We start from the raw sequence: 25,408 nt of genomic DNA, 5'->3' as shown, positions 1-25,408 counted from the left end.
TATGTCACCCCACTGACAACCGGCCCCGGCCGCCTCAGATCCAGAGGTCGGAGCCCCAGCGCGTGAGGATCAGCATCGCGATGATGCCGATGTGCACGACCGGCAGGGCCCAGGCGAAGTCCTCGAAGAAGGTCTTCAGCCAGCCCGGCGCGGGCAGGAAGCCCTTGCGGACGTTGAAAGCCGTGACGTACCAGAACATCAGGATCGTGGCGACCCAGGCCAGGCAGCACCACAGGCACAGCGCGTTGATGCGGTACAGCGACTGGAACTGCAGCCAGGTGCAGAAGCCGACGCCGAAGAGCGTGCCCGCGTTGAACGTCAGCCAGTACCAGCGCGGGAAGCGGGCGCGGCCGAGCAGGCTCATGCCGACGCCGATCACGACGGCGTACGCGGCGAGGCCCAGCATCGGGTTCGGGAAGCCGAACGCCTCCGCCTGGTCGCTCTTCATGATGCTGCCGCAGGCGACCACCGGGTTGATGCTGCAGCCCGGCTGGAAGTTCGGGTCCTTCAGGAGCTCGAACTTGTCGAGCGTGATGACCCAGGAGGCGAGCAGCCCGGCGGCGCCGGTGATCACCAGGAGCAGCGCGAGGGCCCTGCTGCCGCCGACGGACCCGGGCGCGTCCTCGTGGTCCTGGCCGGCCGCGGCGCCGTCCTTCACTGGCTGCTTCACCGAGATGGGTTTACTCATCACGCCGTTCCGTCGCTCGTGGTGGCCTGCGGGCAGGGACATTGTGCCGTACGTAGCTGTGTGTCCACCGATCGGTGGACACAAGCAGATACGTATGGGGGTCCCGTCGTGTTCGCTCCGGCGGAAGGCTCGATGTCGTGACGACGGAAGGCAAGCAGTCATGACGACAGGGACGACCCAAGTGACGAAGGCAGCGGGGGCGAGAGCGGCCGAGACGGGGCAACTGGCCGTTGACGTCCGGGGGCTGCGCAAGCGGTACGGACCCGTGACGGCCGTGGACGGCATCGACCTGGCCGTGCCGCACGGCGAGGTCTTCGGCATCCTCGGGCCGAACGGCGCGGGCAAGTCCACGACCGTCGAGATCCTCCAGGGGCACCGCACACGCGACGGGGGCGAGGTGTCCGTCCTGGGCGCCGACCCGGCGACGGCGGGCCGTGACTGGCGGGCCCGGGTCGGCATCGTCTGGCAGGACGAGTCGGCGCCCGCCGAGCTCACGGTGCGCGAGACGGTGAGCCACTTCGCGCGGTACTACCCGCACCCGCGCTCTCCTGCGGACGTGCTGGATCTGGTCGGCCTCCAGGAGAAGGCGGACAGCCGCATCAAGGCGCTCTCGGGCGGCCAGCGCCGCCGGCTCGACGTGGCGCTCGGCATTATCGGCGACCCGAACCTGCTGCTGCTCGACGAGCCGACGACGGGCTTCGACCCGGCCGCCCGCCGCCAGTTCTGGGACGTCATCCGGGCCCTGGCCGACGAGGGCACCACCGTCGTCCTCACCACGCACTATCTCCAGGAGGCCGAGGCGCTCGCCGACCGCATCGCGGTGATCGCCCGGGGCCGGGTGGTCGCCGAGGGCGAGCCCGCCGCCCTGCGCCGGGAGTACGGCGGCGAGGCCGTCGTCGAGTGGACCGAGCCCGACGGCGGCCCCCGCGACCTCCGCACCACGACCCCGACCCGGACCGTCGCCGAGCTGATGAGCCGCTTCGACGGCGAGATCCCCGGCCTGCGGATCAGCCGCCCCAGCCTGGAGGACGTGTATCTGCGCCTGACCGGACAGGAAGACGGGCCGAAGTCCGAGGAGGACGAGCGATGACCACGACGACCTCGCGCGGCACACCCGGGGCTCCGCGGACCCCGCGTCTCCCTGGGCGCACCCGGGCCGCGTCCGGTGCCGAGCGGCTTCCCGGAGCCTGGTGGCTGGGGCTGCACCAGGGCGCCCTGGAACTGAAGCAGTTCTTCCGCCAGCGCGAACAGGGCGTGTTCACCTTCGCGTTCCCGGTGGTGCTGCTCTTCCTGTTCGCGTCGATCTTCAAGGACGACGTGGCGGACGCGGGCATCACGGCCTCGCAGCTCTACGTCGCCGCGATGATCGGCGCGGGCATCATGTCCATCAGCTTCCAGTCGCTCGGCATCGCCATCGCGATGGAGCGCGACGAGCACGTGTTGCGGCGCCTGCGCGGCACGCCGATGCCACCGACCGCGTACTTCCTCGGGAAGGTCTGGCTCGTCCTGGTCACCGGCCTCCTGGAGACCCTGGTGCTGCTCGTCGTCGGCGCGACGATGTTCGACCTGGAGCTGCCGACGTCCCCGGAGAAGTGGCTCACCTTCGCCTGGATCTTCGTGCTCGGCCTGACGGGCTGCGCGCTGCTCGGCGTCGCCGTCAGCAGCGTCCCTCGGTCCGGCCGCAGCGCCTCGTCCGTGGTGGTCCTGCCGTTCCTGGTGCTGCAGTTCATCTCCGGTGTCTATATAGCCATCGACACGGTCCCGGACTGGATGCTCACGCTCGGCGCCCTGTTCCCGCTCAAATGGATGTGCCAGGGCTTCCGCGGGGTGTTCCTGCCGGAGTCGGCCCAGGTCCTTGAGCAGGCGGGGAGTTGGGAGTACGGGCGCATCGCGCTGGTGCTCACGGCCTGGTGCGTCGGAGGATTGGCGCTGTGTCTGTTGACCTTTCGTTGGAAGAGCCGCCGGGACGGATGAGCGCGGAGCCCGGTCCCCGGGACAGCAACCAGTGGGACCGCGGCTTCCTGCTCTGGGACTGCTACTTCGCCGTCGTGTGGGTCGGCACGCTGGTCCTGGCGCTCAGCGTCGAGGCGCCCGGCAGCGCCGCCCGCCCGGGGTCGGCCGCGCTGGTCGTGCTGCTCCTCGTCTGGTACGTGGTCAGCGGCCGACCGGTGCTGCTCACGGAGGGCGCCGATCAGCGTCGGGCGGTGCGCTATCTCACGGTGGCCACGGCCCTGTTCGTGGCATCCGGCGTCCTCATCACCGAGACCCGGCTGCTGACCTTCGCCCTGGTGCCGCAGTGCTTCATCGCGCTGCGGATCCACCGCGCCATGGTCACCCTCGCCGTGATCAACGTCGCGCCGGTGGCGGGCTGGGCGCTGCTGTGGCGGCCGGACGCGCAGAACGTCTTCCTCAACTCGGTGGGCGCCGCCGTGTCCTTGGTGTTCGGCGCGGCGCTCGGGACCTGGATCATCCACATCATCGCCCAGAGCCAGGAACGCGCGGACCTCATCGCGGAGTTGGAGGCGAGCCGTGAGGAAGTGGCCCGTCTTTCCACCGAGCGCGGCGCCCTCGCCGAGCGCGAGCGCATGTCCCGCGAGATCCACGACACCCTCGCCCAGGGGTTCACCAGCCTGCTGATGCTCGTCCAGGCCGTCGACGCGGAGCTGGACCACGACGTGGCGGCGGCCCGCCGCCATCTGGAGCTGATGCAGGCCACAGCCCGGCAGAACCTCGCGGAGGCCCGGTCCCTCGTGGCCGGCCGCGCGCCGGACGACCTGCGCGGCGGCTCCCTCCCGGACGCCCTGCGCCGGGTCGCCGCCCGCCACGGCGCCGCCGTCACGGTCACCGGCACCGCCCGGCCGCTGCCCCCCGGCCTGGAGGTCGTCGCCCTGCGCTCCTGCCAGGAGGCGCTGACCAACGCGGCGAAACACGCGGGCCCCGACGCCGAGGTGCGGGTCGCCCTCGGCTACCGGCCGGGCGGGCTCACGCTGGTGGTCAGCGACTCGGGGTGCGGTTTCGACACCGGCGCCCACCACGAAGGCTTCGGGCTGCGCGGGCTGCGGACGCGGGCCGCCGAGGTCAGCGGCACGGCCGAGGTGGTCAGCGCGCCTGGTGCGGGCACCGCGGTCACGGTCCGATTGCCGCTCCCCGAGCCGGACGGAGCCCCTGACGCCCACGACCGGCCGGAGCCCCCCGACTCCCCCGCCCCGTCGGGGCCCAGCGCCGTCCCCGTACCTCGCCGCTCCCCCGCACCCCACGAGTCCCCCGAGCCCTCAGAGCCCCCTGAAAGGACCGCCCCGTGATCCGTGTCCTGCTCGCCGACGACCACCCCGTCGTCCGCGAAGGCCTGCGCGCCATGCTCAGCGCCGAGCCCGACCTGGACGTCGTCGCCGAAGCGGCCAACGGACCGCAGGCCGAGGCGCTCGCCGCGCGACTGCGCCCCGACATCGTCCTGATGGACCTACGGATGCCCGGCGGTGACGGCGCGGACGCGATCGTACGGATGACGGCGGCGGGGCTCCCGTGCCGGATCATCGTCCTGACCACGTACGAGACGGACCGGGACATCCTGCGCGCCGTCGAGGCGGGTGCGGCGGGCTATCTCCTGAAGGACCTGGCCCGCGGTGAACTGGCCGACGCGGTACGGGCGGCGGCCCGAGGGGAGACCGTCCTCGCGCCGTCCGTGGCGGCCCGGCTCGTGGACCAGTTGCGCACCAGACCCGAGCGGCCGCACCTGTCGGAACGTGAGACGGCCGTCCTGCGGCTCGTCGCGGAGGGCTGCACGAACGCCGAGATAGGCCGACGGCTGCACATCGGCGAGTCGACGGTGAAGACGCATCTGCTGCGCGTCTTCGGCAAGTTGGAGGTGGCCGACCGGACGGCGGCGGTGACGAGCGCGATGCGGCACGGGCTCCTGGAGAGCTGAGCCCGCGTTCCCGGAGAGCTGAGCCGCACTCCCGGAGAGCCGAGCCCGCACTCCCGGAGAAAACAGCGCGCCCTCGCCTCAAGCAAGGAGCAGACGCCCCCAAGAAATGACTGGGCCCCGGGCGCACCTCCGCACCCGGGGCCCACTCCGTACCATCAGCCCAGCTTGCTCTTCACCACAGCCACGACCGCGTCCACCGCGACCGCCTCCTGCTCGCCGGACTCCATGTCCTTGAGCTGGACGACGCCCTCGGCGAGATCCCGCTCACCGGCGACGACGGTGAAGCGGGCGCCCGAGCGGTTGGCGTTCTTCATGGCGCCCTTGAGCCCCTTCCCGCCGTACGAGAAGTCGGCGGCGATCCCGGCCCGGCGCAACTCCGTCACCTTGGCGAACAGCACCCGCCGCGCCTCGTCGCCGAGCGGCACCGCGAACACGCTGGTGGCGGACGGCAGGTCGAGGGTGACGCCCTCCGCCTCAAGCGCGAGCACCGTGCGGTCCACGCCGAGCGCCCAGCCCACGGACGGCAGCGCGGGGCCGCCGATCATCTCGGACAGGCCGTCGTAGCGCCCACCGCCGCCGACCGCGGACTGCGAGCCGAGGCCGTCGTGGACGAACTCGAAGGTGGTGCGCGTGTAGTAGTCGAGCCCGCGGACCAGCTTCGGGTCGTCCTCGTAGGCGACGCCCGCCGCGGTCAGCAGCTCCCGCACCTGCTCGTGGTACGTCTTGCAGGCGTCGCACAGGTAGTCGGCCAGCAGCGGCGCGCCCACGAGCTGCTTCTGCACGTCGGCGCGCTTGTCGTCGAGGACGCGGAGCGGGTTGATGTCGATGCGTCGACGGGTCTCCTCGTCCAGGTCGAGGCCGCGCAGGAAGTCCTGGAGGGCAGCGCGGTAGACGGGACGGCACTCCTTGTCGCCGAGGGAGTTCAGCAGGATGCGGAACTCCTTCAGGCCGAGCGAGCGGTAGGCCTGGTCGGCCAGGATGATCAGCTCGGCGTCGAGCGCCGGGTCCTCGGCACCGATCGCCTCGGCGCCGACCTGCGAGAAGTGGCGGTAGCGCCCCTTCTGCGGGCGCTCATAGCGGTAGTACGAGCCCGAGTACCAGAGCTTGACCGGGAGGTTGCCCGCCTTGTGCAGGTTGCCCTCCAGGGCGGCGCGCAGCACGGAGGCGGTGCCTTCGGGGCGCAGGGCCAGCTTGTCGCCGCCCTTGGTCTCGAAGGCGTACATCTCCTTGGTGACGATGTCGGTCGACTCGCCGACACCGCGCGCGAACAGCTCGACGTTCTCGAAGCCGGGCGTCTCGACATAGCCGTACCCGGAGTTGCGCAGCGGGGCGGCGATGGCCTCGCGGACGGCGAGGTAGGTCGCGGAGTCCGGCGGCAGCAGGTCGTACGTGCCCTTGGGGGCCTGGAAGGTACTCACGGGTGTTCTCTCGTCACATTCCTCGTCGGGGAGCGGCTTCGGCTCCCAGGCCGGCGGCCACCTGGCGCAGATACGGGTTGGTGGCGCGCTCACGGCCGATGGTCGTGTGCTCGTTGTGGCCGGGCAGGACCACGGTCGAGTCGTCGAGCGGCAGGCACACGCGTGCCAGCGACTCGAGTATGTCGGCGTGCGATCCGCCGGGCAGGTCGGTGCGTCCGATGGAGCCGGCGAACAGCAGGTCGCCCGAGAAGAACACCGAGGGGACCTCGGCGGACTCGGGCAGCTGGAAGGTCACCGACCCCTTCGTATGGCCCGGCGCGTGCGCGACGGAGAAGTCGAGACCGGCGAGCTTCAGCTCCGCGCCGTCGGCCAGCTCCCTGAGGTCGGAGGGCTCCCCCACGGTCAGCTCGCCGAGCAGCTGCGCGCCGAAGGCGCGGCCGATGGCCTTCTCCGGGTCGCTCATCATGTACCGGTCCTCGGGGTGGATCCACGCGGGCACGTCGTGCGCGCCGCAGACCGGGACGACCGACGCGACGTGGTCGATGTGGCCGTGGGTGAGGATGACGGCGACGGGCTTGAGCCGATGCTTCCGGAGCGCTTCCTCGACTCCTTCGGTGGCCTGGTGCCCCGGGTCGATGATCACGCATTCCTCGCCTGCGGCGGGGGCGACCAGGTAGCAGTTGGTCCCCCAGGCCCCGGCGGGAAACCCGGCAATGAGCACGATCGTCCTTCGTTTCGTCGTCCGGCGGAGGTGGCAGCGGAGATTGCGGCAGTTCAGAGCCTACCGGCGCTGCCGATTCCACAGCTAACCCATATACGGTACGGGGCACACGCGGCCGGTCACGCCGCGCGCGACGACGATCCAGGCGACGTACGACAGACGCGCCGACCGAGACGTACAGGGAGTGCACCCGGTGGTCAGCCAGGAACAGCGGCGCAAGCAGCTCGCGCGGGAGAAGTTCTTGCGGCAGCAGCAGCGGCGGGAGGCCGCGCGACGTCGGCGGCGGATGCGCAACGCGGTGATCGCCGGTGCGGTCGCCTTGGTGGTGGCGGGCGGCGCGGTCTCGTACGCGGCGGGCGCCTTCGACGACGGCGGCTCGACGAACGACGACGCGGCCGCGAAGCCGACGCCCAGCAAGCCGGCGGATCCCTGCCGCAAGGCCGCCCCGGGCAAGATCAAGCCGCTCGGCTTCAAGAAGGAACCGGCGCTCACCGTCGACAAGTCGGCCTCGTACACGATGAAACTGGCCACGACGTGCGGCGACATAGGCATCGACATGGCCACGGCGAAGGCCCCGCACACCGTGAACTCGTTCAATTTCCTGGTGAACAAGGGGTACTTGGACCACACGGCGTGCCACCGCCTCACCGCGGGCAACGTCAACGTCCTGCAGTGCGGCGACCCGAAGGGCACCGGCGAGGGCGACCCCGGCTACACCATTCCGGACGAGAATCTGAAGGACAAGCGGCTGCGGGGCGGTGTGTACCCGGCGGGCACGGTCGCCATGGCGAACAAGTACAAGCCGGACACCAAGAAGGGCCGCGACACCGGCGGCAGCCAGTTCTTCCTGGTCTACCAGGACAGCAAGTTGCCGGCCGACTACACACCGTTCGGAACCGTCTCCGACTCCGGCATGAAGGTCCTCAAGAAGATCGCCGCGGCCGGTGAGAGCAGCGGCCAGGGCGACGGCGCACCGAACGCGACGGTCGTCATCGACAAGGCCACCGTGCGTAAATCCTGACCACCGGCGGGCGAATTTCGCTCGCGCTGGATGCGGACAGCCGCCCCGCCGGTCGCCTATGTTGGCGGTGACGAAACTGTGGACGATGCCGGGGGCCCGTGGCCTTGTGCAGGCATCATGTGGAGGAGGCGCTGTGAGCAGCGACCCGTGGGGCCGCGTCGACGAGACGGGGACCGTGTACGTGCGTACGGCCGACGGCGGCGAGCGAGTGGTCGGATCGTGGCAGGCAGGATCTCCCGAGGAGGCCCTGGCCTATTTCGAGCGCAAGTACGACGGTCTGGTCGTCGAGATCGGACTTCTCGAGCGCCGGGTGAAGACGACCGACCTGTCGGCCAAGGACGCGACGACCGCCATCGACCACCTGCGCCAGCAGGTGGTCGACGCGCATGCCGTCGGCGACCTGGAGGCGCTGGGCAAGCGGCTCGACAAGCTGGTCGAGACCGTCGAGGCGCGCCGCGAGGAGCGCAAGGTCCAGAAGGCCAAGCAGTCGGACGAGGCGCGGCACTCCAAGGAGGCGCTGGTCGCCGAGGCCGAGGAGCTGGCCCAGAGCGAGCAGTGGCGGGCGGCCGGTGAGCGGCTGCGGGCCCTGGTGGACACCTGGAAGGGGCTGCCCCGCCTCGACCGTAAGTCCGACGACGAGCTGTGGCACCGCTTCTCGCACGCCCGCTCGGCGTTCTCCAAGCGCCGCAAGGCCCACTTCGCGTCCCTGGACGCGCAGCGCGAGGACGCCCGCAAGGCCAAGGAGAAGCTGGTCGCGGAGGCCGAGTCGCTTTCGGGCTCGACGGACTGGGGCCCGACGGCCGCGCGCTACCGCGAGTTGATGGCCGACTGGAAGGCGGCGGGCCGCGCCCAGCGCGAGCACGAGGACGACCTGTGGAACCGCTTCCGCGGCGCCCAGGACGTGTTCTTCGCCGCCCGCAGCTCGGTGTTCGCCGAGCGCGACGCGGAGCAGGGCGAGAACCTCAAGCTCAAGGAGGAGCTCGCCGACGAGGCCGAGAAGCTCGTCCCGGTGACGGACCTGAAGACGGCCCGCGCGGCCTTCCGGTCCATCAACGAGCGCTGGGAGGCCATCGGCCACGTCCCGCGCGACGCCCGGCCGAAGGTCGAGGGCCGGATGCACGCGGTCGAGCGGGCCCTGCAGGAGTCCGAGGAGGCCGAGTGGCGCCGGACGAACCCGGAGGCGCGGGCCCGCGCGGAGGGTCTCACCGGTCAGCTGCAGGCCGCCGTGGACAAGCTCCAGGGCCAGATCGAGGCCGCTCGCACGGCGGGCAACACCGCGAAGGCCGACAAGCTCCAGAAGGAGCTGGACGGCCGCCAGGCGCTGCTCGACCAGGCGCTGAAGGGTCTGCACGAGTTCGGCGGCTGAGTTTTTCGCTGTCTACGGAGAGGGGCTCCCACACAGGACGTGTGGGAGCCCCTCTCCGTAGTTGGTGGCCCGGTCTACGGTCGGCGTGCCGAGGTCACGCGGTACACGTCGTACACGCCCTCGACTCCCCTGACCGCCTTGAGCACATGGCCCAGGTGCTTGGGGTCGCCCATCTCGAAGGTGAAGCGGGAGGTGGCGACCCGGTCGCGGGAGGTCTGCACGGCCGCGGACAGGATGTTGACGTGCTGGTCGGAGAGGATGCGCGTGACGTCCGAGAGCAGCCGGGAGCGGTCCAGGGCCTCGACCTGGATGGCCACCAGGAACACCGACGACTGCGTGGGCGCCCACTCGACCTCGAGGATGCGCTCGGGCTCACGGGAGAGCGAGTCCACGTTCACGCAGTCGCTGCGGTGAACCGATACGCCACTGCCGCGCGTGACAAAGCCGATGATGGGGTCGCCCGGCACCGGTGTGCAGCAGCGGGCGAGCTTGACCCACACGTCGTCGACGCCCTTGACGACGACTCCGGGGTCGGCGTTGGAGCGGCGCTTGGTCCGGCTGCGCGAGGGCGGCGCGCTCTCCGCGATGTCCTCGTTGGCGGCCTCCTCGCCGCCGAGCGCCTGGACGAGCTTCTGCACGACGCTCTGCGCGGTGACGTGCCCCTCACCGATCGCCGCGTACAGCGACGAGATGTCGGGGTAGCGCATCTCGTGCGCGAGCGTGACCAGGGAGTCGCCGGTGAGGATGCGCTGGATCGGCAGGTTCTGCTTGCGCATGGCGCGCGCGATGGCGTCCTTGCCCTGCTCGATGGCCTCCTCGCGGCGCTCCTTGGAGAACCAGGCGCGGATCTTGTTGCGGGCCCGCGGCGACTTGACGAAGCCGAGCCAGTCGCGGGAGGGGCCCGCGCCCGCGGCCTTGGAGGTGAAGACCTCCACCAGGTCGCCGTTGTCCAGGGTCGATTCGAGCGGTACGAGCCGTCCGTTGACCCGGGCGCCTATGGTGCGGTGGCCGACCTCGGTGTGCACCGCGTACGAGAAGTCGACCGGGGTCGCGCCCGCCGGGAGGGCGATGACGTCGCCCTTCGGCGTGAAGACGAAGACCTCGTTGCGCGACAGGTCGAAGCGCAGGGACTCCAGGAACTCGCTGGGGTCCTCGGTCTCCTTCTGCCAGTCCAGGAGCTGGCGCAGCCACGCCATGTCGTTGAGGTGGTCGTCCTTGCCGGTCTTCTTCGGCACGTCGGTGCGCACCTTGGAGGCACCGGCGACGGCTTCTTGCTTGTACTTCCAGTGCGCGGCGATGCCGTACTCGGCGCGGCGGTGCATGTCGAAGGTGCGGATCTGCAGCTCGACGGGCTTGCCGTTGGGGCCGATGACCGTCGTGTGCAGCGACTGGTACATGTTGAACTTCGGCATCGCGATGTAGTCCTTGAACCGGCCGGGGACCGGGTTCCAGCGCGCGTGCACGGTGCCGAGGGCGGCGTAGCAGTCCCTGACCGTGTCGACCAGGACACGGATGCCCACCAGGTCGTAGATCTCCGCGAAGTCACGGCCGCGGACGATCATCTTCTGGTAGACGCTGTAGTAGTGCTTCGGTCGGCCGGTGACCGTGGCCTTGATGCGGGCGGCTCGCAGGTCGGCCTGGACCTCGTCGGTCACTATGGCCAGGTACTCGTCGCGCTTGGGGGCGCGCTCGGCCACCAGACGCACGATCTCGTCGTACATCTTGGGGTAGAGGATCGCGAAGGCGAGGTCCTCCAGCTCCCACTTGATGGTGTTCATGCCCAGGCGGTGCGCCAGCGGAGCGTAGATCTCCAGCGTCTCGCGGGCCTTCTTCTCCTGCTTCTCGCGCTTGAGGTAGCGCATCGTGCGCATGTTGTGCAGGCGGTCGGCGAGCTTGATGACCAGGACGCGGGGGTCCTTGGCCATGGCGACGACCATCTTGCGGACGGTCTCGGCCTGCGCGGCCTCGCCGAACTTGACCTTGTCGAGCTTGGTGACGCCGTCGACGAGCAGCGCGACCTGGTCGCCGAAGTCGCGGCGCAGGGTGTCCAGGCCGTACTCGGTGTCCTCGACGGTGTCGTGCAGGAGACCGGCCATCAGGGTCGCCGGGTCCATGCCGAGCTCGGCGAGGATGGTGGTGACGGCGAGCGGGTGCGTGATGTACGGGTCGCCGCTCTTGCGCTTCTGGCCGCGGTGCCAGCGCTCGGCGACCTGGTAGGCGCGCTCGATCTGGCGCAGCGTCGCGGTCTCGATCTTCGGGTCGTTGCTGCGCACTATCCGGAGCAGCGGCTCCAGGACCGGGTTGTACGGGTTGGAGCGCTGGACGCCGAGGCGGGCGAGGCGGGCGCGCACGCGGTTGGAGGAGCCGGAGCGCTCGGCCTTGCCGCTGACGGGGGGCTTGCTCGGGGCCGGGGTCCGGCCGGGGGCCGGGCGGACCGGCGGGGCGGACTGCGGCTCGGCGGACGGCTTGGGGCCGGTCTGCCCGGCCGACCGCGGCTCGGCGGGGCGCGTCTCGGCAGGTCGCGTCTCGGCGGGTCGCGACGCACCCTGCTCGCCCTGTGCGGACGTCCCGCCGGGCGCGCTCGGTGCCTTCTTCGCGGGCGCGACGGCGGGCGCCGCGGCTCGCTCGGCCTGCTGGGCGGACTTGGCGGCGGCAAGTGGCTGGGACTCGTCTGGCAAGAGCGCTCCCTGTGCGCGATCGGGTCCCCCGGTGAGGTCCCGAAGTGCCCATGGTATCGATCCTGGGCCGACGGCTCGCCCTCGGCCGGTGAGACGGCTCTGTACTGGAGAAACACCAGAGGCGGGCGCCGGATTCCGCCGGGCCCGCCTCTTTCATCGCTGGGGTGGTGCGGGGAACTCCCGGACCGGCCGCCGCGGCCGGGCACTCCCCCGAGGGCCGCTGGCGCCCTCTTCCAGGTCCTCAGACCGTGAGCAGCGCCTCCAGGGGTGCCCCGTCCAGAGCGGGAATCAGCCGCTCGCGACCGTTCAGGAAGCCCAGCTCCATCAGCACCGCCACCCCGGCCACCTGGGCCCCGGCGCGGCGGATGAGCCGCAGCGAGGCCTCGGCGGTGCCGCCGGTGGCGAGGACGTCGTCGATCACCATGACGCGGTCGTCGGGCTTGAGGTCCTCGGCGTGCACCTCGATCTCGGCGCTGCCGTACTCCAGGTCGTAGCGCTGGCTGAGGGTCGCTCCGGGGAGCTTGCCCGCCTTGCGTACGGGAATGAAGCCGAGGTCGGCCCGGAGCGCGACCGGGGCGCCCAGGATGAACCCGCGCGCCTCCAGACCCACGACCTTGGTGGCCCCGTGCCGCACGCTCAGGTCGGCGAGGGCGCCGGTCAGAGCGGTGAACGCGGCCGGGTCCGCGAGCAGCGGCGTGATGTCCTTGAACAGCACGCCGGGCTCGGGATAGTCCGGCACGTCACGGATGCGGCTGAGCAGCAGCGCGTTGACGTCGACGAGCTCGGTCATCGGCGCTTCCCCGACGGGCGGCCGCGGCCGCGGTTGCGGGTGGGCTGCGCCCGGGGGCCCGAGCGCGGGCCGACCACGGCCGGGGCCGCGTCGTCGTCGGGCTCCTCCGTGTCCTGCGGAGCATCGCCCTCGGACGCCGGGGTCTCGGCGGACTCGCCCTTGGCCGCGGCCGCCCTGCGCTTGGCGAGCACCCGCTTCTTGAGCGCCTTCATCTGCGGCTCGGTCTCCTTGAGGTCCGCGACCAGCGGGGTCGCGATGAAGATCGAGGAGTACGCGCCCGCCGCGAGGCCGACGAACAGCGACAGCGAGATGTCGTTCAGCATGCCCGCGCCGAGGAAGCCGCCGCCGATGAACAGCAGACCGGCGACCGGCAGGAGCGCCACCACCGTGGTGTTGATGGAACGCACCAGCGTGCTGTTGATGGAGCGGTTGGCGACCTCGCTGTAGGTGAAGCGGGTCTGCTTGACGAGGTCCTTCGACTGTTCCTTGAGGCTGTCGAAGACCACGACCGTGTCGTACAGCGAATAACCGAGAATGGTCAGCAGACCGATCACCGTGCCCGGTGTGACCTCGAAGCCCACGAGGGCGTACACACCCACGGTGATCGTGATGTCGTGGATGAGCGCGATGAGCGCGGCCACGGCCATGCGCCACTCGAAGGCGATCGCCAGATAGACCACGACCAGGATCATGAAGATCGCCAGGCCTTGCCAGGCCTTGTTGGCGATCTGTTCACCCCAACTGGGGCCCACGAGGTCGGCGTTGATGTCGTCGGCCTTCATGTCGAGCTTCTTGGCGAGCTCGTCCTTGATCTGGTCCGACTTCCCGGTGTCCACACCGGCGATCTGGATGCGCAGGGTGTCGTTGCCGAGCTTCTGCACGAGCGCGTCGTGGCCGGAGGCCTCTTCCGCGACCTCTTCCGCCTTGGACACCGACACGCTGGTCTTCGGCGTGTTGAAGACGGCGCCGCCCTCGAACTCGATGCCCATGTTCAGGCCGCGCACCGCCAGGCCGACGATGGCCGTGATGGTGATGAGGATCGAGATGCCGTACCAGATCTTGCGCTTGCCGACGAAGTCGTAGCCGACCTCGCCGCGGTAGAGCCGGGCGCCGAGATCTCCGAGTTTCGACATCTCACGCCTCCTTCGGGGTCGAGTCGGCGGGGGCGGCGGTCGCGCCGGCGCGCGAGCGGCGCAGCGGCGGCTTGGCACCGAGACGCTTCGGATCGAGTCCGGACCACTTTCCGCCGCCCGCGAAGAACTTCTTGCGAGCCATGATCGTCATCAGTGGCTTGGTGAAGAAGAACACCACCACGACGTCGAGCAGCGTGGTCAGACCCAGCGTGAACGCGAAGCCCTGGACCTTGCCGACCGTGACGACGAACAGCACCGCGGCGGCGAGGAACGACACGAAGTCGGACACCAGGATGGTGCGCCGCGCGCGCGGCCAGGCGCGCTCCACGGCGGGCCGCAGCGTACGGCCCTCGCGGATCTCGTCCCTTATGCGTTCGAAGTAGACGATGAAGGAGTCGGCGGTGATACCGATGGCGACGATGGCGCCACAGACCGCGGGCAGGTTCAGCGCGAACTTAATGGTCGGGCCGAGCAGCGTCATGATCGTGTACGTCAGCGCCGCGGAGACGCCGAGGGACGCGATGGCGATGAAGGCCAGGCCGCGGTAGTACGCCACCAGGTAGATGATGACGAGCGCGAGGCCGATGGCGCCGGCGATGAGACCGGCGTGCAGCTGCTCGCCGCCGAGGGCCGCGCTGACCGTGGTGACGCTCTGCTCCTTGAAGGTCAGCGGGAGCGCGCCGTACGACAGGATGTTGGCCAGGTCCTTGGCCTCGTCCTGGGTGAAGCTGCCGGAGATCTCGGCGTCGCCGGTGGTCAGCGCCTGCCGCACGTACGGAGCGGAGACGACCTCGCCGTCCATGACGATGCCGAACTCGTTCTGCGGCGGCTGCTTGCTGGCGAGCTTGCCGGTGATGTCACCGAACTGCTTCGTCCCCTTGCCGGAGAACTTCATCGTGACCTTCCAGCCAGCGGCACCCTGGGTGTCGTAGACGGCCTTCGCGTCATCGACCTCCTTGCCGTTGACCTCGGAGGGTCCGAGGATGAACTTGTCCCAGCCCTTGCCGTCACCGCTCTTGCCGCAGGCCACGACCGTGTCGGTGGGCTTGACGCCCTCCTTGACCTTCAGGCGGGCCTTCTCGTCGGTGCAGTCGAGCTTGGTGAACTGCTCCTGGAGGTTGGCGGTGGGGTCGGCGGGCGGCGTCGGCGCCTTCTTGCCGTCGTCCTTGCCCTTGTCGCCCTTGTCCTTGGCGTCGCCCGTGGGCGTTCCGGTCGGAGTGGGCTCGTCCTTCAGGCCGTCGGTGACGGAACGGCCCTGGGTCGTCGGCGTCCCGCTCGGCGTGGTCGCCTTGTCCTCGGGCTTGTCGCTCTCCTTGGGCTTGTCGCCCTTGTCGGAGGACGACGGCGTCGGCTTCGGCTTCGGCTGCTGGGCCGGGCCGGTGCTGGGCTGCTGGGCGAGGACGGGGCGGAAGTAGAGCTGAGCGGTCGTGCCGACCTGCTCCCGCGCCTGCTTGGCGTTGGTGCCCTTGGGGATGTTGACGATGATGTTCCGGTCGCCCTGGGTCTGCACCTCGGCTTCGGAGACACCCAGGCCGTTGACACGGTTGTTGATGATGTCAACAGCCGTGTTCAGGTTGGTCTGGTTGATCGCGTTCTTCTGGCCCGGCTCGTTCTTCGCCTCGAGCGTGATGCTCGTACCCCCGGCGAGGTCGATGCCGAGGCGGGGCGTGGTGTGCCCGGAGAGGAACATCCCGCCGGTGAGCGCCACCAGGGCGATCATGATCAGGACCAGGGTGCGGCCCGGTTTCCCCGGGGCGGCCTGCCTACGGCCCTTCTTGGGTGCTGCCACCTTCTCGTTCTCCCTGTCCAACCGTCCGGCCTGCGGGGTGTCTCCCCTGTCACCTGCGCTGAGCGGAGGCCTGTGCGGGAGGGGCCCCGGGCGGGCGGCCATGAAGTTGTGTCGAGACGCGGCGCGAAATCACCTGGGGCGGGGGCCGCGGTGCGCGAGCGGGCGCAGGTCCGGCCCCCGGCCGTGACTACTTCGCGCCGGACTCGCCGTCGGTCTTCTTCGGCTCTGCGTCTGCGGCCTCGGGGGCCTCGTCGACCGGGTCGGCCGTGTCCTTCTTGCCGAGGTCGATGCGCGAGTCGTCCGAAGCGTCGGCGGCCTCGTCGGTCTCGGTGAGGGAGGAGGCGTCGTCGGGCACCACGGGGGCGTCGTCGGACTTCAGGTCGTCCTCGGTGCCGTGAACGATGCGGTTGTACTCGTCGTCGTCGAGGACGGCGCCGATGGAGTTCTTCGCGTACACCGCGTGGACGCCGGGGGCGACCTCGAGGAGGACCGCGTCGTCGTGGACCTCCTTGACGGTGGCGTACATGCCTCCGATCGTGCGGATGCCGGTGCCAGGCGTCATGTCGTTGCGCATCTGGGCGGCCGCCTGCTGCTTCCGCTTGGCGGACCGGGTCATCAGGAACATGGCCCCGATGAGCACGATGAAGGGGAGGAGGGTCACGATATTCACGGGACGGAGTTTCCTTCGCACGACCGCGCTCTTGTGCGGCCTGATGGATGGGGGTGGGCGGCGCCGCCCACAAGGGCGGCATCGGCGGAGTCTAAGCGAGTCCGCACCATACGAACAACGCTCAGCATGGCACCGCAGTTCCGGATGGTGCGACTCTCCGCGCCGCCGCGCTTCAGGTCACGACCCGAACAAGTCCTGTTGTCCAGTTCCCGCTCCCTGCCGGGGCGGTACGAGACCCAGATGGGCCCATGCCGCGGGCGTCCCCACCCGCCCCCGGGGCGTCCGGGCGAGCAGCCCCTCCCGGACGAGGAAGGGCTCGGCCACCTCCTCGACGGTCTCCCGCTCCTCCCCCACCGCGACGGCGAGGGTGGACAGGCCGACGGGGCCGCCGCCGAACAGCTTCAGGAGGGCTTCGAGGACCGCGCGGTCCAGGCGGTCCAGGCCGCGGGCGTCGACCTCGTACACGCTCAGGGCCGCGCCCGCGATCTCGCGGTTGATCACGCCGTCGGCCTTGACCTGCGCATAGTCCCGTACGCGGCGCAGCAGGCGGTTGGCGATACGGGGGGTGCCCCGGGAGCGGCCCGCGATCTCGGCGGCACCTGCGGCGTCGATGGTGACGTCCAGCAGGTTCGCGGAGCGGTGGACCACCCGTTCCAGTTCGGCGGGCTCGTAGAACTCCATGTGCGCCGTGAAGCCGAAGCGGTCGCGCAGCGGCGGCGGCAGCAGGCCCGCGCGCGTGGTGGCGCCGACGAGCGTGAAGGGCGGCAGTTCGAGCGGGATGGCGGTGGCGCCGGGCCCCTTGCCGACGATCACGTCGACGCGGAAGTCCTCCATGGCCATGTACAGCATTTCCTCGGCGGGCCGCGACATGCGGTGGATCTCGTCGAGGAAGAGGACCTCGCCCTCCTGGAGGGAGGACAGGATCGCGGCGAGGTCGCCCGCGTGCTGGATGGCCGGGCCGCTGGTGATGCGGATCGGGGCGCCCATCTCGGCGGCGATGATCATCGACAGGGTGGTCTTGCCGAGGCCGGGGGCGCCGGAGAGCAGCACGTGGTCGGCGGTGGCACCGCGCGCGCGGGCGGCGCGCAGCACGAGGTCGAGTTGCTCCCTGACCTTCTCCTGGCCGATGAACTCACCCAGGTCCTTGGGGCGCAGGGCGGCCTCGACCGCCTGGTCCTCGCCGTCGGCGACCGAGCCCACCAGCCGCTCCTCGGCGGGGCCGACGAGGTGCTCGGCCGCGTCGGCCGTGGTCTCGTCGCTCGTGTCGTCCCAGTTCATGCGGTGTGCCTCGCGTCCGTACGTGAGTCTGCGGTCTGCGTGTAGCGGTGGATCGGCCCGCGTCGGGCGGCTGGCCGCGTCCGGCTGCGGATCAGCGGGGCGCCCGCCCGGCGGGGGCTCAGCGCGTGCGGTTCAGCGTCTGGAGCGCGGCCTTCAGGAGCTGGCCCACCTGCGGGATGCCCTCGACGGCCTCGGCCTGCGGAGCGACGGCGGTGACCGCCTCGTCCGCCTCGCGCGTCGCGTACCCGAGCCCGATCAGCGCCGCGTGCAGCTGGTCGCGCCAGCCCTGGGTGACGGGGGCGCCGATGGCGGGGCCGCCGGTGCCGAGCGGCTCGCCGAGGCGGTCCTTCAGCTCCAGGAGCAGCTTCTGGGCGCCCTTCTTGCCGATGCCGGGCACGGCGGTCAGGGACTTCTCGTCGCCCGTGGCGACCGCGCGGCGCAGGGCGTCCGGGCTGTGCACGGCGAGCATCGCCTGCGCCAGGCGGGGGCCGACGCCGCTCGCGGTCTGGAGCAGCTCGAAGGTCTGGCGCTCGTCGTCGTCCGCGAAGCCGTACAGCGTCAGGGAGTCCTCGCGCACGACCAGGGACGTGGCGAGCTTGGTCTGCTGGCCGATGCGGAGCCCGGACAGCGTGTTCGGTGCGCACTGGACGGACATGCCGATGCCGCCCACTTCGACCACGGCGGAGTCCGGGGCGAGGGCGGCGACCGGGCCGCTGACGAAGGCGATCATGGCGTACGGCCTTTCAGTGCTGGCTGGGCTGGCTGGGCTTGCTTGGATTGCTTGGATTGCAGGGCCTGGTGGCCTCGCTGGGCCTGCTGGGCGTGCCGGGCTGTCGCCTGCTGGAGGCGGTTCTGGGCGACTGCCTGCTGGAGGCGGTGCTGCGCGGGGGCGCGCCAGATGTGGCAGATGGCGAGGGCGAGGGCGTCGGCCGCGTCGGCGGGCTTGGGGGGCGCGTCCAGGCGGAGCAGGCGGGTCACCATCGCGCCGACCTGGGCCTTGTCCGCGCGGCCGCTGCCGGTGACGGCGGCCTTGACCTCGCTGGGGGTGTGCAGGGCGACGGGGATGCCGCGGCGGGACGCGCACAGCATGGCGACGGCGCTGGCCTGGGCGGTGCCCATGACCGTGCGCACGTTGTGCTGGCTGAACACCCGCTCCACGGCGAGGACTTCGGGCTCGTACTGGTCCAGCCACTCCTCGATGCCCTGCTCGATGGCGACGAGGCGGTGGCCGAGCTCGGCGTCCGCGGGGGTGCGCACGACGCCGACGCCGCGCATGGTCAGCGGACGGCCGGCGACGCCCTCGACCACACCCACGCCGCACCGGGTCAACCCCGGGTCAACCCCCAGAACCCGCACTCGACTCCCCCTCTTCGATCGCCTGTTTGTGCAGGCTATCGGGTGCCACTGACAAAGCGACGGGCCGACGGGGTGTGTCCCGTCGGCCCGTTCGCCGGTTGCCGTGGTGTGCCGCTCAGGCGTCGACCTTGGCCATGACGTCGTCGGAGACGTCGAAGTTGGCGAAGACGTTCTGCACGTCGTCGCTGTCCTCGAGGGCGTCGATGAGCTTGAAGATCTTGCGGGCGCCGTCCTCGTCCAGCTCGATCTGCATGGTCGGGACGAAGTTGGCCTCGGCCGAGTCGTAGTCGATGCCGGCCTCCTGGAGCGCGGTGCGCACCGCGACCAGGTCGGTGGCCTCGCTCAGCACCTCGAACGACTCGCCCAGGTCGTTGACCTCCTCGGCGCCCGCGTCGAGCACGGCGCCCAGGACGTCGTCCTCGGTCAGCTCACCCTTGGCGACGATGACGACGCCCTTGCGGTTGAAGAGGTACGACACGGAGCCCGGGTCGGCCATCGAGCCGCCGTTGCGGGTCATCGCGACGCGCACGTCGGACGCCGCGCGGTTGCGGTTGTCGGTCAGACACTCGATGAGCACCGCGACGCCGTTGGGGCCGTAGCCCTCGTACATGATCGTCTCGTAGTCGGCGCCACCGGCTTCGAGACCGGCGCCGCGCTTGACCGCGGAGTCGATGTTCTTGTTCGGCACCGAGCTCTTCTTGGCCTTCTGGATGGCGTCGAAGAGGGTCGGGTTGCCGGACACGTCGGCGCCGCCCGTGCGGGCCGCGACCTCGATGTTCTTGATCATCTTCGCGAAGAGCTTGCCGCGCTTGGCGTCGATCACGGCCTTCTTGTGCTTCGTCGTAGCCCATTTAGAGTGGCCGGACATCTGCCTGTCTCCTTCGCGTAACCAACCAGTACGAACGCCAGAGATCCTACAAGGACCGCGGCGCCTGCTTCGCCCGCACCATCTCGACGAACAAGGCGTGCACCCTGTGGTCGCCCGTCAGCTCGGGGTGGAAGGACGTGGCGAGCGCGTCGCCCTGGCGTACGGCGACGATGTGTCCCTCGTGCTCGGCGAGCACGTCGACGTCGGCGCCGACCGACTCCACCCACGGCGCGCGGATGAAGACGCCCTCCACAGGGTCCCCCGCGACGCCCTTGATGTCGACGGCCGCTTCGAAGGACTCGTTCTGCCGCCCGAAGGCGTTGCGGCGCACGATCATGTCGATGCCGCCGAGCGTCTCCTGGCCCGAACGCGGGTCGAGGATCTTGTCGGCGAGCATGATCATGCCCGCGCAGGTGCCGTAGACCGGCATGCCTTCACGCACGCGCGCGCGTAGGGGCTCAAGAAGGCCGAAGAGCGCCGCCAGCTTGGAGATGGTGGTCGACTCGCCGCCGGGGATGACCAGGCCGTCCACCTCGGCGAGTTCTTCGGGGCGCCGCACCGGCCTGGCCACGGCGTCGGCCGTGGCCAGGGCGACGAGGTGCTCCCGTACGTCGCCCTGGAGGGCCAGGACACCGATCACGGGGGTGTCGTTCACGGGTTACCAGCCGCGGTTGGCGTAGCGCTCGGACTCGGGCAGGGTGTCGCAGTTGATGCCGACCATGGCCTCGCCGAGGTTGCGGGACGCGTCCGCGATGATCTTGGGGTCATCGAAGAAGGTGGTGGCCTTCACGATGGCGGCGGCGCGCTTGGCCGGGTCGCCGGACTTGAAGATGCCGGAGCCCACGAAGACGCCCTCGGCGCCGAGCTGGCGCATCAGCGCGGCGTCGGCGGGGGTCGCGACACCACCGGCGGAGAAGAGGACCACCGGCAGCTTGCCCAGCTCGGAGACCTCCTTGACCAGCTCGTACGGGGCGCGCAGCTCCTTGGCCGCGGCGTACAGCTCGTTGTTGTCGAAGCCGCGCAGCTTGGCGATCTCGTTCTTGATCTGCCGCAGGTGGCGGACGGCCTCGACGACGTTGCCGGTGCCGGCCTCGCCCTTGGAGCGGATCATGGCGGCGCCCTCGGCGATGCGGCGCAGGGCCTCGCCGAGGTTGGTGGCACCGCACACGAAGGGGGTCGTGAACGCGAACTTGTCGCTGTGGTTGACCTCGTCGGCCGGGGTCAGGACCTCGGACTCGTCGATGTAGTCGACACCCAGGGACTGCAGGACCTGGGCCTCGACGAAGTGGCCGATGCGGGACTTGGCCATGACCGGGATGGAGACGGCCTCGATGATCTCTTCGATCATGTTCGGGTCGGACATCCGGGCCACGCCGCCGTCCTTGCGGATGTCGGCCGGGACCCGCTCCAGGGCCATGACGGCGACGGCGCCCGCGTCCTCGGCGATCTTCGCCTGCTCGGCGTCGACCACGTCCATGATCACGCCGCCCTTGAGCTGCTCGGCCATGCCGCGCTTCACGCGGGCGGTGCCGGTCGCGGTGTTCTCGGCGGGCTGGGGGCTGCTGGAGAGCGTGCTGGACACGGGTTGACCTCACTCGGTGCGAAGGCGGTGACAGGGGGCGGGCACGCCGCGGGGGCGCCGCCGGGCGGGGACGGCGGCCGGAATCCGGCTCCCGTCCGGCTTCCGTCGCGTTTCCGCTGGTATCGAGGAAACGTCCCGGGACCAGGCCACAGCAAGGGCCAATGGTGAGGCCGTGGATCGTTTTTCGCCGTGAGCGGTGGCGCGATTACGCTCCGGGCGGCCCGTTCTACGTCCCGGCCCGTTCTACGTCTCTACGTCCCCGGCCCGTTCTACGTCCCCGGCCGGTCCGCGAGCACCGGCGGGGCCACGTCGTCCATCTCGAAGGCCATGGGGAACGGGGCGTGTCCGGCGAGCCGGAACCAGCGGACCTTGCGGTGGCGGCGCAGGGCGCGGGCGGCGCGTACGGCGTCGTTGTGGAAGCGCCGGGCCATCGGCACCCGGCGGACCGCCTGGGCCAGCTCGGTCGCGGCCCCCTCGCCGCCCGGGGCCTCCCGCACCGCGTCGACCTGCCCCGCGTCCTCGAAGACGGCCCGCAACGCCTGGCTCAGCTCGCTCTCGGCGACCTCACGGTGTTCCTCCTCCGCCTGCCGGGCCGCGTGCGCCGCCTCGTACAGGACGATGGACGCCGCCGGGTCGAGCACGCCGGAGGTGGCCACCTCCTGGGTCACCGAGGCGCGGCGCAGCAGTTGCGCGTCGAGGGCGGCGCGGGCCGCGTCGATGCGCGCGTGCAGCCGGTCGAGGCGGCCGGCGGTCCAGCTCAGGTAGAGGCCGATCGCGAAGAGGCCGACGGCGATCCAGATCAACGTGGAGGTCACGCCCGCAAAGGTATCTGGCGGGGGCGCCCTGGACAGCGGGGGCTGGTCGGCCGCGGCCTCGGGCCGTCCCGGAGGCGCCGTCCGCCGGGGTGCCGATATCGGCCTTCGCCTTCGTCCTCAAGCGCCGGACGGGCTGATTGCTTCCCCCGTCGGCCGGACGGGCCCCCGCACCCCGTCGCGCCCAGCGCTACAACTTGTCCTTCGCCAAGCCGAAGCGTGCCCGCAGGCCCGTGCGTTCGTCCGTGGCCACCGCCGCCGCGCCGTCCGTCACCGTCTCGTAGACCGACAGGATGTCCGCTCCGACCGTCGACCAGTCGAAGCGGCGGACGTGCTTGCTGCCCCGCTCGCGCAGCTCCTCGCGGCGGCCGGGGTCGCGCAGGAGGCGGATCGCCGCGTCGGACAGGGAGTCGGCGTCCTCGTTGGCGAACAGGTCGCCCGCCGCGCCCTGGTCGAGGACCTGGGCGAAGGCGTCGAGGTCGCTGGCGAGTACGGGGGCGCCCGCGGACATCGCCTCGACGAGGATGATGCCGAAGCTCTCGCCGCCGGTGTTCGGGGCGACGTACACGTCGACGCTGCGCAGCAGGCGCGCCTTGTCCTCGTCGCTGACCATGCCGAGGAACTCCACGCGGGAGCGCAGCTCGGCGGGCAGGGAGGCGACGGCCTCCTCCTCGTCGCCGCGGCCGGCCACCAGGAGGCGGGCTTCGGGGCGCGCCGCGAAGATCCGGGGCAGGGCCCGCATCAGCACCGGCAGGCCCTTGCGGGGCTCGTCGATGCGCCCGATGAAGCCGATCGTCTGGCCCTGCCACTCGGGCTTGGGCTCGGCGCGGGCGAAGAACTCGACGTCGACGCCGTTGGGGATGACCACCGCGTCGCCGCCCAGGTGCTCCACGAGCGTGCGGCGCGCGTACTCGCTGACCGCGATGCGCGCGCTGATCTTCTCCAGGGCGGGCTGCAGGATCGGGTACGCGGCGATCATGGCTCGCGAGCGCGGGTTGGAGGTGTGGAACGTGGCGACGATCGGACCCTGCGCCGCCCAGCACGTGAGCAGGCCGAGCGACGGGGAGGTCGGCTCGTGGATGTGGATCACGTCGAAGGTGCCGTCGTGCAGCCACCGCCGCACCCGCGCGGCCGAAAGGAATCCGAAGTTCAGCCGTGCCACGGAGCCGTTGTAGGGAACCGGAACGGCCCGGCCCGCCGACACCACGTACGGCGGCAGTGGGGTCTCGTCGTCCGCAGGCGCGAGGACGGAGACCTCATGTCCCAGGCGGATGAGGTGCTCCGCCAGATCGCGGATGTGGAACTGGACGCCGCCCGGCACGTCCCAGGAGTAGGGGCAGACGATGCCGACCTTCACGGCGACCCCTCGCCCGGCGTCTCCGTAGACCTCGATGTGGAAGGCGATGTCTCCGTGGGCGACGGTGCGGAAGGCGTCGGCGCGGAAGGCGACGGTTCGGAAGGCGACGGTTCGGAAGGCGATGACTCCGAAGACGGCGCCTTCGCCGGGTCCAGGTCCGCGATCCACAGGCGCTGCAGCATGTGCCAGTCCTCCGGATGGTCGGCGATCCCCGTGGCGAACGCGTCGGCGAGCGCCTGCGTCATGGCGGCCGTCTTCTCGCCGCGCGTCCCCGTCTCGGGCACGTCGACCGGCGGGTGGACGCGGCCGCGCATGATGGGCGAGTCGTCGTACCAGAGCGTCACCGGAAGCAGCAGGGCCCCGGTCTGCTGGGCGAGCGCGGCGGGCCCTGCGGGCATCCGCGCGCTCTCGCCGAAGAACTTCACCTCGACGCCGGAAGCCGACAGGTCGCGGTCCGCGACCAGGCAGACGAGCCCGCCCGCGCGCAGGCGGCGTGCCAGCGTCCCGAAGGCGGAGCCGCCGGTGTGCGGCAGGACCTCCATGCCGAGGCCGCTGCGGTAGGCCACGAAGCGGTCGTACAGGGACTCGGGCTTCTGCCGTTCCTGCACGGTCGTGAACGGGGTCTCCAGCTTCGTGGTGACCCAGGCCCCGGCCAGGTCCCAGTTGCCCAGGTGCGGCAGCGCGAGGATCACGCCCCGGCCCGAGGCCAGGCCGTCGGTGAGGTGGTGCAGATCGTCGGCGGCAAACCCGTTCCTGATCCGGTCCTTGCTCCAGGCGGGCAGCCGGAAGGACTCCATCCAGTACCGCATGTACGAGCGCATGCCCGCCTTGGACAGCTCGGCCAGGCGCGCCGGGGACGCGTCGGGCACCACGCGCGCGTAGTTCGCCTCCAGGCGCAGGACGCCCTTGCCGCGCCGCTTCCAGGCGAGGTCGGCGATGGTGCGGCCCAGGCGCACGGCGGTGCGCTCGGGAAGCTTCTTGACGGTGCTCCAGCCGAGGCCGTACAGCGCGTCAGTGAGCTTCTCCGTAGTGCGGCTCATGAGGCCGTCTCGCTCTCCTGGGGCGTCTCGTTGGCGGCCTCCTGGTCCGCCTCCTCCGCCTCGCGGCGCACGGTCACCACGCGCTGCACCAGCGTGACGAGGCTGCCGACGGCGACGATCCACAGGGCGACGGGAAGCAGCACGTCGATGCCCGGAACCCCGAACTTGTGCAGCCCCGCGAAGCCCGCCGCGACCAGCGAGATCACCAGGCGCTCGGCCCGCTCGACCAGGCCGTTGACGGCGACCGGCAGCCCGATCGCCTCGCCGCGTGCCTTCGTGTACGACACGACCTGGCCGCTGGCCAGGCAGAAGAGGGAGACCGCGCACAGGATGTTGTCGTCGCCGGACCCGGCGTACCAGAGCGCGAAGCCACCGAAGATCGCGCCGTCCGCGACCCGGTCGAGGGTGGAGTCGAGGAACGCCCCCCACCTGCTGGAGCGGCCGAGCTGGCGTGCCATGTTGCCGTCGACCAGGTCCGAGAACACGAACAGCGTGATGACGACCGTGCCCCAGAAAAACTCTCCCCTGGGGTAGAAGACCAGCGCTCCCGCCACGACACCGGCCGTGCCGATGAACGTCACCGTGTCGGGACTGACCCCGCGGCGGATGAGAAACGCGGCGAACGGTGTGAGGACACGCGTGAAGAATGCACGCGCGTACTTGTTCAGCATGGCCTTCCCGAGGGTCGGTGCCCATGGCGGCCCCGTTGGCCACCGGCTGGCCCATCGTAGTCACGCCCGCGACACACCGGCTCGCCCCCTCACGATCGCGTACGACGTATGGACGCACCGTGACACGAGTGCAAAGCTCGGAAGCACCGCGGGCGTCGCCGGAGCCGCCCCCGCACGCGGGTCCCGCGTGTCCGCGCACAGCCAGCATCCCTGAGGGGGCTGAGCCTCCTCATCCATGCGCGTAA

The 25,408-nt window shown here is 70.8% G+C and carries 24 protein-coding genes; 6 read left to right on the top strand and 18 right to left on the bottom strand.

Annotated features, from left to right (window positions below; translation table 11 throughout):
- Positions 1-34: 34 nt before the first annotated feature.
- Positions 35-688: a vitamin K epoxide reductase family protein gene (locus IE274_RS32775; RefSeq protein WP_190119568.1), complete on the bottom strand. Its 654-nt coding sequence runs from the start codon at positions 686-688 to the stop codon at positions 35-37.
- 160 nt (positions 689-848) lie between these two features.
- Here IE274_RS32775 and IE274_RS32770 point away from each other — a divergent pair, with 160 nt between their 5' ends.
- The 4 genes from IE274_RS32770 to IE274_RS32755 are packed head-to-tail and all read left to right on the top strand — an operon-like array spanning position 849 to position 4,613.
- A complete protein-coding gene (locus IE274_RS32770; RefSeq protein WP_190119567.1) occupies positions 849-1,778 on the top strand; it encodes an ABC transporter ATP-binding protein in 930 nt (309 codons plus the stop codon).
- A complete protein-coding gene (locus IE274_RS32765) occupies positions 1,775-2,662 on the top strand; it encodes an ABC transporter permease (RefSeq protein ID WP_190119566.1) in 888 nt (295 codons plus the stop codon). Before IE274_RS32770 ends, IE274_RS32765 begins: the two co-directional genes overlap by 4 nt.
- On the top strand, positions 2,659-3,990 hold the full coding sequence (locus IE274_RS32760) for a sensor histidine kinase (protein ID WP_190119565.1): 1,332 nt from the start codon (positions 2,659-2,661) through the stop codon (positions 3,988-3,990). The genes IE274_RS32765 and IE274_RS32760 overlap by 4 nt, the downstream gene beginning before the upstream one ends.
- Positions 3,987-4,613 carry a response regulator gene (locus tag IE274_RS32755; protein ID WP_190119564.1) on the top strand — a complete coding sequence of 209 codons (627 nt, stop codon included), beginning with the start codon at positions 3,987-3,989 and terminating at the stop codon, positions 4,611-4,613. Before IE274_RS32760 ends, IE274_RS32755 begins: the two co-directional genes overlap by 4 nt.
- Before the next feature lie 155 nt (positions 4,614-4,768).
- Here IE274_RS32755 and hisS read toward each other — a convergent pair whose 3' ends face one another.
- Together hisS and IE274_RS32745 are read right to left on the bottom strand one after the other, a co-directional pair.
- Positions 4,769-6,031: a histidine--tRNA ligase gene (gene hisS / locus IE274_RS32750; RefSeq protein ID WP_190119563.1), complete on the bottom strand. Its 1,263-nt coding sequence runs from the start codon at positions 6,029-6,031 to the stop codon at positions 4,769-4,771.
- Positions 6,032-6,044: 13 nt separating this feature from the next.
- Positions 6,045-6,752: an MBL fold metallo-hydrolase gene (locus IE274_RS32745; RefSeq protein WP_190119562.1), complete on the bottom strand. Its 708-nt coding sequence runs from the start codon at positions 6,750-6,752 to the stop codon at positions 6,045-6,047.
- A gap of 193 nt (positions 6,753-6,945) precedes the next feature.
- On the opposite strand from IE274_RS32745, the gene IE274_RS32740 reads away from it, so the two are divergent.
- Positions 6,946-7,773, top strand: coding sequence for a peptidylprolyl isomerase (locus IE274_RS32740; protein WP_190119561.1), 828 nt, complete (start codon positions 6,946-6,948; stop codon positions 7,771-7,773).
- A 133-nt stretch (positions 7,774-7,906) separates the two neighbouring features.
- Positions 7,907-9,139, top strand: coding sequence for a DUF349 domain-containing protein (locus IE274_RS32735; RefSeq protein ID WP_190119560.1), 1,233 nt, complete (start codon positions 7,907-7,909; stop codon positions 9,137-9,139).
- A 74-nt stretch (positions 9,140-9,213) separates the two neighbouring features.
- On the opposite strand, the gene IE274_RS32730 is transcribed toward IE274_RS32735, so the two are convergent.
- The 15 genes from IE274_RS32730 to pgsA form a co-directional block, all read right to left on the bottom strand.
- Positions 9,214-11,817, bottom strand: a complete 2,604-nt coding sequence (locus IE274_RS32730) for a RelA/SpoT family protein (RefSeq protein ID WP_190119559.1) — start codon at positions 11,815-11,817, stop codon at positions 9,214-9,216.
- A 241-nt stretch (positions 11,818-12,058) separates the two neighbouring features.
- On the bottom strand, positions 12,059-12,607 hold the full coding sequence (locus tag IE274_RS32725) for an adenine phosphoribosyltransferase (protein WP_190119558.1): 549 nt from the start codon (positions 12,605-12,607) through the stop codon (positions 12,059-12,061).
- Entirely contained in the window at positions 12,604-13,740 is a 1,137-nt protein-coding gene (gene secF, locus IE274_RS32720; protein ID WP_190119557.1) for a protein translocase subunit SecF, read from the bottom strand. Before secF ends, IE274_RS32725 begins: the two co-directional genes overlap by 4 nt.
- Position 13,741: 1 nt before the next feature.
- Positions 13,742-15,529, bottom strand: a complete 1,788-nt coding sequence (secD, locus tag IE274_RS32715; protein WP_190119556.1) for a protein translocase subunit SecD — start codon at positions 15,527-15,529, stop codon at positions 13,742-13,744.
- Between the two features lie 187 nt (positions 15,530-15,716).
- Entirely contained in the window at positions 15,717-16,199 is a 483-nt protein-coding gene (gene yajC, locus IE274_RS32710) for a preprotein translocase subunit YajC (protein WP_190119555.1), read from the bottom strand.
- A 177-nt stretch (positions 16,200-16,376) separates the two neighbouring features.
- The gene (gene ruvB / locus IE274_RS32705; RefSeq protein ID WP_190119554.1) at positions 16,377-17,477 is read right to left on the bottom strand and encodes a Holliday junction branch migration DNA helicase RuvB; all 1,101 of its coding nucleotides are present in this window, start codon (positions 17,475-17,477) and stop codon (positions 16,377-16,379) included.
- Positions 17,478-17,595: 118 nt separating this feature from the next.
- The gene (gene ruvA / locus IE274_RS32700) at positions 17,596-18,207 is read right to left on the bottom strand and encodes a Holliday junction branch migration protein RuvA (protein WP_190119553.1); all 612 of its coding nucleotides are present in this window, start codon (positions 18,205-18,207) and stop codon (positions 17,596-17,598) included.
- Complete coding sequence (ruvC, locus tag IE274_RS32695) at positions 18,204-18,833, bottom strand: crossover junction endodeoxyribonuclease RuvC (RefSeq protein WP_190119552.1); 630 nt, start codon at positions 18,831-18,833, stop codon at positions 18,204-18,206. Before ruvC ends, ruvA begins: the two co-directional genes overlap by 4 nt.
- A 115-nt stretch (positions 18,834-18,948) precedes the next feature.
- The gene (locus tag IE274_RS32690; protein WP_190119551.1) at positions 18,949-19,701 is read right to left on the bottom strand and encodes a YebC/PmpR family DNA-binding transcriptional regulator; all 753 of its coding nucleotides are present in this window, start codon (positions 19,699-19,701) and stop codon (positions 18,949-18,951) included.
- A 46-nt stretch (positions 19,702-19,747) separates the two neighbouring features.
- The gene (gene pdxT / locus IE274_RS32685) at positions 19,748-20,356 is read right to left on the bottom strand and encodes a pyridoxal 5'-phosphate synthase glutaminase subunit PdxT (RefSeq protein WP_190119550.1); all 609 of its coding nucleotides are present in this window, start codon (positions 20,354-20,356) and stop codon (positions 19,748-19,750) included.
- Between the two features lie 3 nt (positions 20,357-20,359).
- Positions 20,360-21,283, bottom strand: coding sequence for a pyridoxal 5'-phosphate synthase lyase subunit PdxS (gene pdxS, locus IE274_RS32680; protein ID WP_190119549.1), 924 nt, complete (start codon positions 21,281-21,283; stop codon positions 20,360-20,362).
- A 269-nt stretch (positions 21,284-21,552) separates the two neighbouring features.
- Entirely contained in the window at positions 21,553-22,098 is a 546-nt protein-coding gene (locus tag IE274_RS32675; protein ID WP_190119548.1) for a LemA family protein, read from the bottom strand.
- Between the two features lie 187 nt (positions 22,099-22,285).
- Complete coding sequence (locus IE274_RS32670) at positions 22,286-23,452, bottom strand: glycosyltransferase family 4 protein (protein WP_190119636.1); 1,167 nt, start codon at positions 23,450-23,452, stop codon at positions 22,286-22,288.
- Positions 23,449-24,492, bottom strand: a complete 1,044-nt coding sequence (locus IE274_RS32665; protein WP_190119547.1) for a phosphatidylinositol mannoside acyltransferase — start codon at positions 24,490-24,492, stop codon at positions 23,449-23,451. Before IE274_RS32665 ends, IE274_RS32670 begins: the two co-directional genes overlap by 4 nt.
- Entirely contained in the window at positions 24,489-25,163 is a 675-nt protein-coding gene (pgsA, locus tag IE274_RS32660) for a phosphatidylinositol phosphate synthase (protein WP_190119546.1), read from the bottom strand. Before pgsA ends, IE274_RS32665 begins: the two co-directional genes overlap by 4 nt.
- Positions 25,164-25,408: the final 245 nt, after the last annotated feature.

Source organism: Streptomyces flavofungini, assembly GCF_014650815.1.
Taxonomy (GTDB): Bacteria; Actinomycetota; Actinomycetes; order Streptomycetales; family Streptomycetaceae; genus Streptomyces; species Streptomyces flavofungini.
Note: the sequence above shows the minus strand (reverse complement) of the source record. Positions and strands in the feature narration are given on the sequence as shown.

Coding starts and splice junctions, on each gene's coding strand:
- IE274_RS32765 (WP_190119566.1), top strand. CDS start 1,775: ATGACCACGACGACCTCGCGCGGCACACCCGGGGCTCCGCGGACCCCG.
- IE274_RS32690 (WP_190119551.1), bottom strand. CDS start 19,701: ATGTCCGGCCACTCTAAATGGGCTACGACGAAGCACAAGAAGGCCGTG.
- pgsA (WP_190119546.1), bottom strand. CDS start 25,163: ATGCTGAACAAGTACGCGCGTGCATTCTTCACGCGTGTCCTCACACCG.
- IE274_RS32760 (WP_190119565.1), top strand. CDS start 2,659: ATGAGCGCGGAGCCCGGTCCCCGGGACAGCAACCAGTGGGACCGCGGC.
- IE274_RS32775 (WP_190119568.1), bottom strand. CDS start 688: ATGAGTAAACCCATCTCGGTGAAGCAGCCAGTGAAGGACGGCGCCGCG.
- IE274_RS32725 (WP_190119558.1), bottom strand. CDS start 12,607: ATGACCGAGCTCGTCGACGTCAACGCGCTGCTGCTCAGCCGCATCCGT.
- ruvB (WP_190119554.1), bottom strand. CDS start 17,477: ATGAACTGGGACGACACGAGCGACGAGACCACGGCCGACGCGGCCGAG.
- IE274_RS32665 (WP_190119547.1), bottom strand. CDS start 24,492: ATGAGCCGCACTACGGAGAAGCTCACTGACGCGCTGTACGGCCTCGGC.
- IE274_RS32770 (WP_190119567.1), top strand. CDS start 849: ATGACGACAGGGACGACCCAAGTGACGAAGGCAGCGGGGGCGAGAGCG.
- ruvA (WP_190119553.1), bottom strand. CDS start 18,207: ATGATCGCCTTCGTCAGCGGCCCGGTCGCCGCCCTCGCCCCGGACTCC.
- secF (WP_190119557.1), bottom strand. CDS start 13,740: ATGTCGAAACTCGGAGATCTCGGCGCCCGGCTCTACCGCGGCGAGGTC.